The organism is Streptomyces sp. NPDC059679 (assembly GCF_042734105.1).
Lineage (GTDB): Bacteria > Actinomycetota > Actinomycetes > Streptomycetales > Streptomycetaceae > Streptomyces.
On the sequence record NZ_JBHWES010000001.1, the window covers coordinates 223,746 to 237,285 of the forward strand.

The 13,540-nt window shown below is 70.5% G+C and carries 10 protein-coding genes; 7 read left to right on the forward strand and 3 right to left on the reverse strand.

Annotation, left to right across the window (positions count from 1 at the left end):
• Window positions 1–8 precede the first annotated feature (8 nt).
• Together ACFV2X_RS01090 and ACFV2X_RS01095 are read right to left on the reverse strand one after the other, a co-directional pair.
• Window positions 9–1,214: a globin domain-containing protein gene (locus ACFV2X_RS01090; RefSeq protein ID WP_385609768.1), complete on the reverse strand. Its 1,206-nt coding sequence runs from the start codon at window positions 1,212–1,214 to the stop codon at window positions 9–11.
• 108 nt (window positions 1,215–1,322) lie between these two features.
• Window positions 1,323–1,763, reverse strand: a complete 441-nt coding sequence (locus tag ACFV2X_RS01095; RefSeq protein ID WP_385609770.1) for an RrF2 family transcriptional regulator — start codon at window positions 1,761–1,763, stop codon at window positions 1,323–1,325.
• A 190-nt stretch (window positions 1,764–1,953) separates the two neighbouring features.
• On the opposite strand from ACFV2X_RS01095, the gene ACFV2X_RS01100 reads away from it, so the two are divergent.
• From ACFV2X_RS01100 to ACFV2X_RS01125, 6 genes are all read left to right on the forward strand, one after another.
• Window positions 1,954–3,243, forward strand: coding sequence for an ABC transporter substrate-binding protein (locus ACFV2X_RS01100; RefSeq protein ID WP_385609771.1), 1,290 nt, complete (start codon window positions 1,954–1,956; stop codon window positions 3,241–3,243).
• 53 nt (window positions 3,244–3,296) lie between these two features.
• Window positions 3,297–4,235, forward strand: a complete 939-nt coding sequence (locus tag ACFV2X_RS01105) for a carbohydrate ABC transporter permease (protein WP_385609773.1) — start codon at window positions 3,297–3,299, stop codon at window positions 4,233–4,235.
• A 14-nt stretch (window positions 4,236–4,249) separates the two neighbouring features.
• A complete protein-coding gene (locus ACFV2X_RS01110; protein ID WP_385609775.1) occupies window positions 4,250–5,077 on the forward strand; it encodes a carbohydrate ABC transporter permease in 828 nt (275 codons plus the stop codon).
• Window positions 5,074–6,150, forward strand: a complete 1,077-nt coding sequence (locus ACFV2X_RS01115; protein ID WP_385609777.1) for a LacI family DNA-binding transcriptional regulator — start codon at window positions 5,074–5,076, stop codon at window positions 6,148–6,150. The genes ACFV2X_RS01110 and ACFV2X_RS01115 overlap by 4 nt, the downstream gene beginning before the upstream one ends.
• Window positions 6,151–6,224: 74 nt before the next feature.
• Window positions 6,225–8,168, forward strand: a complete 1,944-nt coding sequence (locus ACFV2X_RS01120) for a cellulase family glycosylhydrolase (RefSeq protein ID WP_385609778.1) — start codon at window positions 6,225–6,227, stop codon at window positions 8,166–8,168.
• Window positions 8,169–8,170: 2 nt separating this feature from the next.
• Window positions 8,171–10,450 (forward strand): glycoside hydrolase family 3 N-terminal domain-containing protein, encoded by a 2,280-nt coding sequence (locus ACFV2X_RS01125; RefSeq protein ID WP_385609779.1) that lies wholly within the window; start codon window positions 8,171–8,173, stop codon window positions 10,448–10,450.
• Between the two features lie 27 nt (window positions 10,451–10,477).
• Here the strand turns inward: ACFV2X_RS01125 and ACFV2X_RS01130 are convergent, their stop codons facing one another.
• Entirely contained in the window at window positions 10,478–11,662 is a 1,185-nt protein-coding gene (locus ACFV2X_RS01130) for an ROK family protein (protein ID WP_385609780.1), read from the reverse strand.
• A 186-nt stretch (window positions 11,663–11,848) separates the two neighbouring features.
• Here ACFV2X_RS01130 and ACFV2X_RS01135 point away from each other — a divergent pair, with 186 nt between their 5' ends.
• Complete coding sequence (locus tag ACFV2X_RS01135; RefSeq protein WP_385609781.1) at window positions 11,849–13,504, forward strand: hypothetical protein; 1,656 nt, start codon at window positions 11,849–11,851, stop codon at window positions 13,502–13,504.
• The last annotated feature ends 36 nt before the right edge of the window (window positions 13,505–13,540 follow it).

A 13,540-nucleotide genomic window follows, 5' to 3' on the forward strand; every position in this document is an offset into this window, starting at 1 on the left:
CTGATCAGCTACTTGCCGAGCCAGAGGTCGGGACCGAAGACCTCGTAGTGGACGGCGGAGGGGTGCAGCCCCTGGTGGAGCAGATCGCCTCGTACCGCGCGCATGAAGGGCAGGGGGCCGCACAGGTAGGCGGTGGTGTCCTTCGACAGGGTGAGGTTGTCGAGGGTGGCCCGGCCGGGTGACACGTTGGGGGCGGGGTACTGGTGGGCGTTGTTCTCGTACCACAGGTGCAGGGTGGCATTGGGCAGACGGTCCACGAGTTCGGCCTGCTCGTCGCGGTGAACGTGGTCGGCAGGTGTGCGGTCGGCGTGGATGACGGTGACCCTGCGGGTGGAGCCGGCCAGGGCGAGGTGGTCGAGCATCGAGAGCATGGGGGTGATGCCGATGCCGGCGGAGGCGAGGAGGAGCGGGGTGTGGGCGTCGGGCAGGACGAGATCACCGGCGGGCATGGACACCTCGAGGGTGCGCCCGGGGCGGGCATGGGCGTGGAGCCAGGAGGAGACCTCGCCGTCGGGGGCGGTGCCGTCGGCGGACTTCTCGCGCTTGACGGTGATGCGCCAGGTCTTCTGTCCGGGGGCGGTGGACAGGCTGTACTGGCGGATCTGGTGGCCGCCGTCCGGCAGTTCGACGCGGACGCTGACGTATTGCCCCGGCAGAAAGGCGGTGGCGGGCAGGGCATCGGGGCGGCGCAGGACCAGGGAGACGGCATCGGGGGACTCCTGGTGGCGCTCGGCTACTTCCATCTGCCGCCACACATCGCCGTCTTGGACCGATGCCTGCGCGTACAGACGGGCCTCCACGGCGATCAGGGAGTTGGCCATCAGCCAATAGACCTCGTCCCAGGCGGCGGCGACCTGGGGGGTGACGGCGTCGCCGAGGACTTCGGCGATCGCTGCCAGCAGATGGCGGCCGACCAGGGTGTACTTGTCGGCGGTGATGCCCAGCGAGACGTGCTTGTGCGCGATGCGCGACAAGATGGCGTCGGGACGTTCGTCGGGGCGTTCGACCAGCAGGGTGGCGAAGGCGGCCACCGAACCGGCCAGCGCCTCGCGCTGGGCGCCGCTGGCCTGGTTGGCCCGGTTGAACAGGTGCCGCAGCAGCTCCGGACGCTCCTCGAACATCCGCTGGTAGAACCGCTCCGTGATCGCGTTCAGGGAGGCCCCCACCGCGGGAAGCGTCGCCCGCACGACCGGGACCGCCTGCGTTGAAAGCATCAGACACACACCTCTAATCCGCATCTAAGATTCGCATTATTGGCCGCGAAGACACCACGCACGGCGTGGTGAACCACATCGGACACCGAGGCCGGTGGCCGTGGCCGGTCACCCCGGGGCGGTGCCCAGCGTCAGCAGTACCGGCCCTGTCGGCGAGGCCACCAGGTCGGCCACGGTCACATGGTCCAGCGAGGCATAGAACGCCTCCTGCGCCTCACGCAGCGCCCGCCGCAATCGACAGGCACCGGCCAGCGGGCAGGGGGCCTCCCCCTCGCACACCACGGCCTCACGGTCCCCCTCCAGCACCCGGATCAGCTCACCCACCCGCGTGCTCCGGCCCGCGTCGGTGAGCATCAGCCCGCCGTTGCGCCCGCGCCGCGCCTCGACGACCCCCAGGTGCTGCAGATGGGCGATCGTCTTCGCCATATGCGTATAGGGGACGTTCATGGAATCGGCGATGAGCCTCGTGGTCAGCAGTTCCTCGCCGTCCACGACGGCCAGGCGCATCACCGCCCGAAGCGCGAGATCCGTGTACCTGGTCAGCCTCACGGCCACACCCTAGCAATGTTGCATCTGTCATGCGCATTTTACGGAGTGTGCACTGCGTCACGCGGGCCATGCCCGAGGAAGACGCCACACCCAAAGGCTTGACCGGAGGCGAAGCGGCTCCTACATTCCTCACACCCTCGAGGTAAATCGATTAACCACTCGTTAACCGCCTGGTTGGAGACACCCCGCAGTGCACTCACCGCTGACTAGGCGCGGCCTCCTCGCCGCCGGTTCCGGCCTCGCCGCCACGACCGTCCTGCCTGCCCTGTCCGGCTGCTCCCTGGTGGCCGCGGCGGACTCCGATCCCGATACGCTCGTCGTGCACAGCCAGCTGGGCACCACCGCGCCGGGATCGCCCACCTACCTCGCGTCCCTGGACCGTTTCCGCAAGGAGAATCCGGGGCTCAAGGTCAAGAACCTCATCAACGGCGACGACCTCGCGCAGGTCTACGAGACCTCACGGCTGGCCCGCAAGGAGCCGGACGTGGTGATGGTCAACCTCTATGACAAGACGCTGGCTTGGACGGACGTCGGCGCCACCGTCGACGTCAAGGGCTATATGAACGACTGGGGTCTGCGCGAGCGAGTGCGCCCCGAGGCCCTGGCCGCGTGGACCGACGCCAAGGGCAGGCTGCGGGCCTTCCCCTACTTCGCCACCAACTGGCCGATCGCCTACAACAGGGCGCTGCTGGACCGGGCCGGCGTCGACGCGATACCCACCACGGGTGACGAGCTGATCGCCGCGGCCCGCAAGCTGCGTGCCAAAGGGATCGCGCCCGTGACCGTCGGTGGCAACGACTGGACGGGGCAGAAGCTGCTAGCCCAGATCATTCAGACCTTTCTGACCGAGGACGAGGCCCGGCACGCCTACTCCACCGGGGACTTCGGCAGCCGGGGCGCCCGGGAGGGGATCGAATACTTCGTAACGCTGCGGGACGCGGGCGTCTTCGCCGACAAGGCGCAGGGCCTCACCTCGGACTTGATGACCACGCAGTTCAACACTCAGTCCGCGGCCATCGAGTCGGCGATGTCTTCGGCGCTGGCGAAGGTGCCCGAGGAGGTGGCCCGGCACACCGAGGTCGGCGGCTGGCCACTGACCGACGGCGCCGCGCACGACAAACCCACCATCCTGCGGACGTACACCCTGATCGGGTTCTGGATCAGCCCGAACGGTGTCAAGAAGATCGACGCCGTCGAGAAGTTCCTGCGCTTCATGTACCACCCCGACACCGTCTCCCGGTTCATCAAGGAGAGCGGCCGCGACATGGCGCTGCGCTCCGACACCGTCAGCACGGACTTCCCGCTGGTCGCCGCCGCGCAGCGGCTGGGCTCCAGGGTGAGCCAGGTGCTGCTGCCCGACGTATACGTCCCGCCCGCCGCCACCCAGCCGCTGATCACCGCGACCAGCACATCCTTCACCCGAGGGACCAGCGCCGCGAAGGTCCGAGCCGCGCTCGAAACCGCGTACCGCTCCGCGTGACCCGCCCGTCCGCTCGCTCAGTTCCTTAAAGCCCACCTCACGGAAGCCACCTCATGACGACGCTGACGTCGACCCCGGGCGGGGCCACGATCCGCCACCCCGCTCCGCCCTCCGCCACCACCGGTTCGCCGGGCGCCCGACAGGGCGGCACGATCCTCGCCGTCCCCGCGCTGATCTGGTACGCGATCTTCATGATCGGTCCGGTGATCGCCATCTTTGTGATCGCCGCCCTGCACTGGCCGGGGATGCTTCAGCCGGTGTCCTTCGCCGGTCTCGACAACGTCCGCACGGTCTTCGACGACCCCGTGTTCTGGGACGCGGTGAACAACACCGCCGTCCAGCTGGCCGTGGCGCTGCCGATCATGATCGTATGCGCCTATATGCTGGGCTACTACGTCGCGCAGAAGCCCCCCGGACACCGTGTCATCCGCTATCTGCTGTTCATCCCCGGTCTGATCTCCACCCCCGCCAAGGCCATGGTGTTCTACGCGGCGCTGTCCCCGGACGGGCTGGTCAACGGCGCACTGCAGTCCGCGGGGCTCGGTTCGCTCACCGATGCCTGGCTCGCCTCACCGTCGACGGCCCTGGCCTGTCTCATCGCCCTGGACATATGGAGCGGGATCGGCTTCACCGCCGTCCTGTTCGCCGCCCGGCTCGACAGCGTCCCGGACGAGCTCGGCGAGGCGGCGCAGTTGGACGGGGCCGGACACTGGCGGACCATGTGGCGCGTCCACTTCCCCGTGATCCGCGACTACGTCGGCGTCGTCACCATGCTGCAGTTCCTGTGGACCCTCTTCGGCTCGGCACAGCACGTTCTGCTGCTCACCCAGGGCGGTCCCGGCAGCTCGTCGACAACGCTGTCGTTCCTCGTGTACCAGAAGGCGTTCATCGCGGCAGACCTGGGTTACAGCCAGACCGTCGGCGTCATCCTCTTTCTGGCCGGGCTCGTCGGGCTGCTCGCCATCCGCCGTGCGTTTCGCCAGAACTACTGATCGGAGCGGTCACCATGAAACTCAGCAAACGCTGGCTGCCCGCACACCTTCTGGTGTGGACCTACGCGGTGCTGCTGATCGTGCCGCTCTACTACTTCCTCGCCTCCGCGTTCAAGAGCAACGAGGAGATCTTCGCCCATCCCTTCGCGCTGCCGGACTCGCTCGGCTTCGACAACTTCCGGACGGCGTACGACAGCGCCTCCCTGGGCCAGGCCATCGTCAACTCGGCGCTGGTGACGGTCCTTTCCCTGGCGCTGACCCTGCTGCTGGCGCTGCCCGCGTCGTTCGCGCTCGCCCGGTCGACCGGGCGGCTGGCCTCGGCGATGGAGAAGGTGTTCTCACTCGGCTTCCTCATCCCGACGTTCGCCGCGCTCTTTCCCACGTTCCTGCTCGCCGCGGCCACCGGACTGTTCCATACGCAGCTCTTCATGGTCCTCTTCCTGCCCGCGACCGCGATGCCGCTGTCGGTGGTGATCCTGGTGCAGTTCATGCGGACCATCCCGAGGGAGATGGAGGAGGCCGCGCGGATCGACGGGGCGTCCACCTACACGGTGCTGCGCCACATCTACACGCCGATGTGTCTGCCCGGCATCGCCACCGTGATCCTCCTGAACTTCCTGACCTTCTGGAACGAGTACCTGTACTCGCTCGTCATCATCGGCCCCGACCCCGACCAGCGCACCGTCCAGTCGGCCCTGCCCACACTCAAGGCGATCACCGGCACCGACTACGGCGTCCTCACCGCGGGCACCGTACTGACCCTCATCCCCGTATGGATCGTCTACACGGTGCTGCAGAAGCGTATGCAGCAGGCGCTCATCAGCGGCGCGGTGAAGATGTGAGCGCGCCCACCGGGAACCTGGCCGCCGGGAAGCAGGGCCGCCGACCCACCATCAAGGCGGTGGCTGCCGCGGCCGGGGTGTCGACGGCGGCCGTGTCCCAGGCATTCCACGGCAAGGGCCGGCTGTCGGAGCCGACCAGGCAGCGCATCCTGGACACCGCGGGAGAGCTCGGCTGGTCGCCGAGCGCCCCCGCCGCCGCCCTGCGCAACGCCCGCACCCGCACCCTCGCGCTCGTGGTGCGGCGCCCCACCGATGTGCTCGGCGCCGACCCGCACTTCAGCGAGCTGATCACCGGTATCGAAGGCGAACTGGCGCCCCGCGGCTACGGGCTGCTGCTGCATCTGGTCGCCGGGGCACAGGAGGAGAACGCCCTCTACCGGCAGCTCACGGCCGAAGGCCGGGTCGACGGAGCCGTGCTGACGGACGCGCGCACAAACGACCCGCGCCCCGCTCTGCTGGCCCGCCTCGGCCTGCCCGCCGTGCTGCTCGGTCCGCCCGACCGGGCCGGCGGGGTGCCGAGCGTCGGCCTCGGCCACCAGGGCGCCGCCGTCGAGGAGGTCGTCCGCCACCTTCTCGGCCTCGGACACCGGCGCATCGCCTATGTGGCGGGCCCCGCCGATCTCCAGCACACCCGGCTGCGGCGCGGTTTCTTCGAGACGGCGCTCAAGGCGGCCGGTCTGCGGCCGTACGCGGTGCTGCACACCGACTTCACCGAGGTGTCCGCCGTGGCCGCGACCCGGGCGCTGCTGGACACCCCCGACCGTGCCACGGCGATCGTCTACGCCAACGACTCCATGGCGGTATGCGGGATCGGCGCGGCCCAGCGCGACGGTCTGCGCGTCCCCGACGACCTGTCGGTGGTCGGCTATGACAACCTGCCGCTCGGCCGCTGGCTGCACCCGCGGCTGACCACGGTCGACCAGCAGGTGCAGCGGGTCGGCGCGGCCGCCGCCCGGCTGCTCCTGGCCCGCTGCGGCGAGGACGTCGAGGAGACGGTGCTCGACGACCGACCGCGGCTGGTCGTCCGCGAGTCCACCGGGCCCGTCCCCGTCTCCCCCGTCTCTTCCGCCTGACGCCCTCGGCGTCACTGACACCCGACCGATCCACGAGCATCCCCCACACCGCACCACGAGATCCGAGAAGGACCATGCGACGCCACAGCGCCCAGCTCACCCACCAACCCGCCGTCCTGCCCTGGCTCGGCGCCAACTTCTGGTCCCGCACCGGCGGGCCCCTGATGTGGCGCGACTACGACCCCAAGACGGTCCGCGCGGAACTGCGGGTGCTGCACGAGCACGGCCTGACCATGACCCGGTCGTTCTTCTACTGGCCCGACTTCCATCCGCAACCGCACCGCATCGACGAGGCCCTGTGCGAACACTTCCGCGACTTCCTCGACGCCCACAGCGAGACGGGCATGGGGACGGTGCCCACCTTCATCGTCGGACATATGTCGGGCGAGAACTGGGACCCGGCCTGGCGCGGGGGCCGCGATCTGTACGAGGACGTGTGGATGGTCGGCCGCCAGGCGTGGTTCGTATCCCAGATGACCCGCCGCTTCAAGGACCACCCGGCGGTCACGGGCTGGCTCATCACCAATGAGATGCCCGGATACGGCCGCGTCTACCAGGTGGATCCGCCCTCCTCCGAGGTGGTGACCGCCTGGGCGCAGGCCATGTGCAACGCCGTACGGGCGGCCGGTGGCACCCAGCCCGTCTCCCTCGGCGACGGCGCGTGGGGCATCGAGGTCACCGGACGCGACAACGGCTTCTCGCTGCGCGAGACCGCCGAGTACATCGACTTCGTCGGCCCGCATGTGTACCGCTCCGACACCGACCGGCCCCGTCAGCATCTGCGCGCCGCCTTCGAATGCGAACTGGCCTCGGTCACCGGACACCCCGTCGTCCTGGAGGAGTTCGGCCTCTCCACGGACACGGTGTCCGCCGAGAACGCGGCGGTCCACTACCGGCAGACCCTGCACAACTCGCTGCTCGGCGGGGCGACGGGCTGGGTCGCCTGGAACAACACCGACTACGACGATCTGTGGGACCGCTCGCCGTACGACCACCACCCCTTCGAGATGCACTTCGGCATCACCGACAGCGCCGGGGCCCCGAAAGCTCCGCTGCTCGAACTCGCCGATTTCGCCGAGGTGTTGGCGGCCGTGGACTTCACGCGCTGCCGACGCGCCGACGCGGACGCGGCGCTCGTCGTGCCCGCCTTCCTGGAGCGCGGCTACCCCTACAGCAGGCCCGCCGACCGACCGCTGATCTTCACCTCCCTGCACCAGAGCTATGTCGCCGCCCGCGCCGCCGACCTGCCGGTGGGCTTCACCCGGGAGGCCGACGGCCTGCCCGGCGACGCAGCCCTGTATCTGCTGCCGGCCACCCGTCAGCTCACCACGCGCACCCGGCGTGAGCTCGAACACCGCGCCCACGAGGGCGCCACCGTCTATCTCTCGTTCTGCTCCGGCGAACACCCCGGCACCCGCGGCCCGTGGTTCGACGACCTGGACGGGCTGTTCGGCGTCGAGCTCCAGCTCTCCTACGGTGTCGCCGAACCCATCGAGGACGAAGTCCTGGAGATGACCTTCACCGACGACTTCGGCCGGCTGACCGCGGGAGACACCCTGCGCTTCCCTGTCGCGGGCAACGAGGACAGCCGGGCGTATCTGCCGGTCCTCCCCCGCGACGCCCGTGTCGTCGCCGTCGACGCACACGGCCGGCCCGCCCTCCTGGTACGCGACACCGGACGCGGCCGCACCGTCCTGGCCACCTACCCCCTGGAGCACATGGCCGCCCGCACCGCCCGCGTCAACCCGGAGGAGACCCACCGGCTGTACGCGGCGCTCGCCGATGTCGCCGGGGTCCGGCGCCCGGTGACGGTCGACAGCCCGTACGTCGGTGCCGACGTCCTCGTCCACCAGGACGGGCGCCGCTTCGTCTGGCTGGTCAGCCAGAGCTCCGCGGAGCTCACCGTCCGCCCCGTCGCCGACGGCACACTGCACGACCTCACGTCCGGCGCGCCGACCGCGGATGTGACACTCGCCCCCTACGGTGTCTGCGTCCTTGAGCTGAAGTGCTGGAACTGAAAGTGACCGATCACCTCTACCGCGACCCGTCCGCACCCGTGGCGGAGCGGGTCCGCGACCTGCTGGCGCGTATGACGCTCACCGAGAAGGTCGGCCAGGTCAACCAGCGCATGTACGGCTGGGACGCCTATGAGCGCACGGCCGACGGCCACCGGCTCACCGACGCCTTCCGCGCCGAGGTCGCCAGGTACGACGGCATGGGAGCCCTGTACGGGCTGCAGCGGGCCGACCCGTGGTCCGGCGTCGGCTTCGCCGACGGCATCACGGCGGCGGACGGAGCCCGGGTGGCCGACGCGGTGCAGCGCCACGTCATGGAGAACACCCGGCTGGGGATTCCGGTGCTCCTCGTCGAGGAGGTCCCCCACGGCCACCAGGCGCTGGACGGCACCGTGTTGCCGGTCAACCTCGCCGTCGGCGCCACCTGGGACCCCGAGCTCTACGAGGCCGCGTCGGCCGCCGCCGGCGCGGAACTGCGGGCACGGGGCGGCCATGTGGCGCTCGTCTCGGCTCTCGACCTGGTGCGCGACCCCCGCTGGGGCCGTGCGGAGGAGTGCTTCGGCGAGGACCCGTATCTGGCGGCCCGGCTCACCGAGGCGTTGGTGCGGGGCATGCGCAGCGCCGGGGTCGCCGTCGTGCTCAAGCACTTCGCCGGCCAAGGGGCCACCATCGGCGGGCGAAACAGCGCGGCCACCGAGCTGAGCGCCCGCGAGTTGCACGAAATCCATCTGGCGGCGGCCCGGGCGGGCGTACGGGCCGGCGCCGCCGGGGTGATGGCGGCCTACAACGAATTCGACGGCCTGCCCTGTGTCGCCAACCCGACGCTGCTGACCGAACTCCTGCGGAACCAATGGCGGTTCGAGGGGATCGTCATGGCGGACGGCTGCGCCGTCGACCGTCTGGTCCGGCTCGCGGGGGACCCGGTGGCCGCGGGTGCCCTGGCCCTGAACGCAGGATGCGATCTGAGCCTCTGGGACGCCTGCTATCCGCGGCTTGTCGAGGCGGTCGAGCGGGGGCTCGTCGCGGAGCGGACCCTGGACACCGCCGTGGCCCGGGTCCTGGCCCTGAAGTTCCGCCTGGGCCTCTTCGACCAGCCTTCCGCGCATGCCGAAGCGCCTGGGGACCAGCGCTCCGGTCCGAGCGAGCTGAGTGAGCGCATCGCCCGCGCGTCGATCACGCTGCTCGCCAACGACGGAGGGGTCCTGCCGATCGCACCGTCGCCCCGCCGGATCGCCGTCCTCGGCCCGAACGCGGACTCGATCGCCCAGCAGATCGGCGACTACACCGCGCCGCAGCGGCCCGGCTCCCACCACGTCACGGTGCTGGACGGCATCCGGTCGGCCGCCCCGCCGGACACCGAGGTCACCTATGCACGGGGGTGTGAGCTGGTGGGCGGCGACCTCTCCGGTGTCCCGGAGGCGACCGCGGTGGCGGCAGCGGCGGACATCGCGGTGCTGGTCCTGGGCGGGTCGAGCGCCCGGTCGGGCGACACCGTCTTCGACTCCAACGGCGCGGCCGTCGTCACCTCCGCCAACCCAGTGGACATGACCTGCGGAGAGGGCGTCGATCTGGCCGATCTGCGCCTTTCCGAGGGGCAGTTGGCGCTTGTGGACGCGGTGGCGGCCACGGGCGTGCCGGTCGTCGTGGTGCTCGTACAGGGCCGTCCGCACGCCGTGCCCGACCTTCCCGGCACCGCGGGGGCCGTGCTGAGCGCCTGGTACCCGGGCCCGTGGGGCGGCCGGGCCGTCGCCGACGTGTTGTTCGGCACGGCCGAACCCGAGGGGCGGCTGCCGGTGTCGGTGCCGGGCTCGGCCGCACAACTGCCCGTGTTCTACAACGCCAAGGATCACGGCTACCGCGGCTATGTGGACCAGCCCGCCACCGCCCGATACGCCTTCGGCCACGGCCTGTCGTACACCACCGTCGCCTATGCGCCACCACGGCTGTCACGCGCCCGTGTGACCCTGGACGATCCCGCCCTCACCTGCCGGGTCAGCGTACGCAACACCGGGGCGCGGCCGGTACGCGAGACGGTCCAGCTTTACGTACGGCGGCTGTCGGGCGGTTCCTCGTGGCCCCGCATACGCGAGCTGCGTGGATTCGCCCGGCTCGACCTGGGTCCCGGGGAGGAGGCCGACGCGGTGTTCGAGATCGACGCCGACACCCTCGGCTCCGTCACCCGGGACCTCGGCCTTGCCGTCGAACCCGGGGAACTCCTGGTGGAGACCGGACCGTCATCCGACCGGACGCAGGGGGCGAGGCTGGTGATCGCGAGCCAAGGCTGATCGCCCACTCGCACCACCGGGTAGCAGCTACCTCGGGGCTCGTGCGAGATGTGCGGCTCCGAGAAGTTCGGCGTTCTCGGCGAGCCGACCGAGGGTGATGGTCAGCGCGCGATAGGCCCCGTCGGGCATGTGGCGGCGCAACCCGTCCTGAAGGCCCTCCATGACGGGAGCGGCCGCGGGGCCGAGCGTGCCGTCCACGACGATCAACTCGGGGTTGAGCATGACGCAGGCGGGGGCGAGGTGGCGTCCGACGAGGCGGCCGAAGTCGTCGAGGACACGGCGGACGGTCGCCTCTCCCTGCGCGGCGAGGCCGAGTACGTCGTAGATGTTCACGTCCGGGCCGAACAGCGGGCGGGCGGCTTCCAGGACGTGGTCGGTGGTGGCGACCACGCCGAGGCATCCACGGGCACCGCAGCGGCACATGGGGCCGGCCGAGTCGACATGGAGATGGGACAACTCGCCGGCCAGGCCGTTCGCTCCGCGCACGAGCTGCCCGTTGACGATGAGCCCGGCACCCATTCCGGTGACCAGTTTCAGATAGATCACGTGGCGCCGCCCGCGTGCCGCGCCGAACGCCAGCTCGCCGAGGGCGGCGAGGTTGCACTCGTTGTCGACGGTCGCAGGCACGTCGAAAGCCCTGGTCAGATCGGGTGACACATCCCTGAACAGCCACGCGGCCGCGGGCGGGCGGCCCGCAGGCCGCGGATCGGGTGCCGACTCGAGCTGTGCGAGCCCGGCCCCCTGCCGGTAGGGGACGGGCAGACCGAGCACCACGCCGCCCAGTGGCGCCGCGCTGTGTGCGTCGTCGCGGGCTCTGGCCAGCAACCGGGCCGACTCGGCGACGATATCGGGGCACTGCAGCCAGTCGTACGGAGTCTCGACCCGCCCGAGTATCCGGCCATCGGTGGAGACGAGCGCGGCGCGGGCCACTCGGTGCGTGATGACGACGGCGCCGACGAGGGAGGCGTGCCTGACGAGTCGCAGCCTGGCGGCGGGGCGGCCCCGCCGATGTGCCTCCTGCGCCGCGGAGCCGGGTTCCTCCTCCAGCAGTCCGCGCGCCAAGAGCCGGGCCGTTGCCCCGGTGACAGTGGACAGCGGCAGTTCCGCGAGGCGGGCGAGCTGGGAGCGGGTGAGGGCTTCGCGCCGGCCGAGCAGTGCGACGACGCTCCGCTCGGCGCCACGTGGGCCCGCCGGGGCGTGCTGTTCCGTCACGGCCGCAGCCTACGGCCATTACAACCGATTCGGCGAATATTACGCCGAACCGCAATGGGCAACTCGTTGTATCCGGACCCCGGGGCGACGTCTACTTTTCCGCGGCGCGATCGCACGCCACAGGGCCCCGCTGAACAGCCGCGAGCCCGCCCGTCCGCTTCCCCCAGGTGCACCTCGAGGAGAGCCATGCCCGAAACCCACGCCCGCTCCGCCGGGCCCACGCGCCGTCAGATGCTCCTCGGCGGTGCCGCCGCGGCCGGTACGGCTCTGGGTTCGGAACTGCTCGACGCCGGCCCCGCGGCGGCGGCCGGCACATCGTCCACCGCCGCCGCCCAGGCCGTCGTGGACCTCACCCGGCCGACGTCGCCGTTCCCTCATGTGTGGGAGCGCGCGGTCGGCGGCGACTGGGCCAAGCAGGCGCTGCGCCGCGACTACCAGGACCAGCTGTTCGACTGCCACGACGAGCTGGGGATCGAGTCGCTTCGTTTCCACGGCGTCCTCAACTCCTCGATGAGCACCTACTTCCCGACCGTGAACGGGCGGCCCCGCAATCCGGCGCTCTCCAAGGACGACTACTCGTTCTTCAACGTCGACCAGGTCTACGACGCTCTCGTCGATCGCGGTATGCGCCCGTACGTCGAGCTGAGCAGCATGCCGGCGAGTCTCCAGGCGTCCGCCCCCGCCTTCAGCCTGTTCCTTTATGACTTCAACCAGATGGAGCCGAAGGACTACGCGCTCTGGGGCAAGGTCGTCGGCGACTTCGCGCGGCACATGGTGGACCGGTACGGCATCCGCGAGGTCCGCACCTGGCCGTTCGAGGTCTGGAACGAGCCGAACCTGTTCCCCTTCTTCAACGGTGACCAGCGGGCCTATTTCAAGCTCTACCAGTACGCGGCGGAGGCCATCAAGAACGTCGACGCGAGCCTGAAGGTCGGTGGCCCGGCCACCTCGGCCGGACAGGTGACCTTCGGTCCGCCCCGTTCGCCGGGTGTGAAGTACTACCGCGAGTTCATGCAGTGGGCCACCGCGAACGGTGTCCCGGTCGACTTCGGCAGCGCCCACGGCTACGAGACCGACACCGGGACGGGGCCGCAGGGCCCGGCGTCGTTCTTCCGGCAGAACCGCGCCGACACGCCGTCCGGCGTGCCGCTCTACATCTCCGAGACCAACGTCGCCGCTGACCTCGGCAACCCCGCCCTGGACCGGTCCGACGCGGCGGCGAGCTTCCTCCGCACGATCATCGAGCCCACTGGGGTCGTCGACGCCCTGGCCTACTGGTCGTTCACCGACATCTTCGAAGAGCTCGGCCAGGCCGACAAGCCGTTCCACGGCGGGTTCGGGCTGCGGACCATCCACGGCGTCAAGAAGCCCGCATACCGCCTGCTCCAGCTCCTGCACACGGTGGGCGACCGCCGCGCGCCCCTGACCCTGTCCAACGCCCCGGCCACGGTGGGCGGCATCGCCGTCACCGGCAGCGCACGCGGTGGCGGCAGTGGCGGTGGCGGTGTTGATGTTCTGCTCTACAACCACGCGCTCGCCACCGGCGACGGCAGCGCCCCCGTCCCGGCCCAGCCCGCGACCCTCACCGTCACCCTGCGCGGCATACGGCCCGGGGCCCGGGCACGGGTCCGGCGGATCGACGAGGACCACACCAACCCGTACCAGGAGTGGATCGAGCTCGGCTCGCCGGAGTATCCGACCCGCCGGCAGCTGCGTGACATCGAGAACGCGAGCGACGTCGTGAGCCGGCCCCTCGAACTCAAGGCAGACCACGGAACCGATGTCGCCCGCTTCACCCTCACCCTGCCCGCCGAGGGCGTCGCCGCGGTCCACATCGGCTGACGCCCCCGCGGTGCGGCCGGCCGTGGCCGGGTCAGC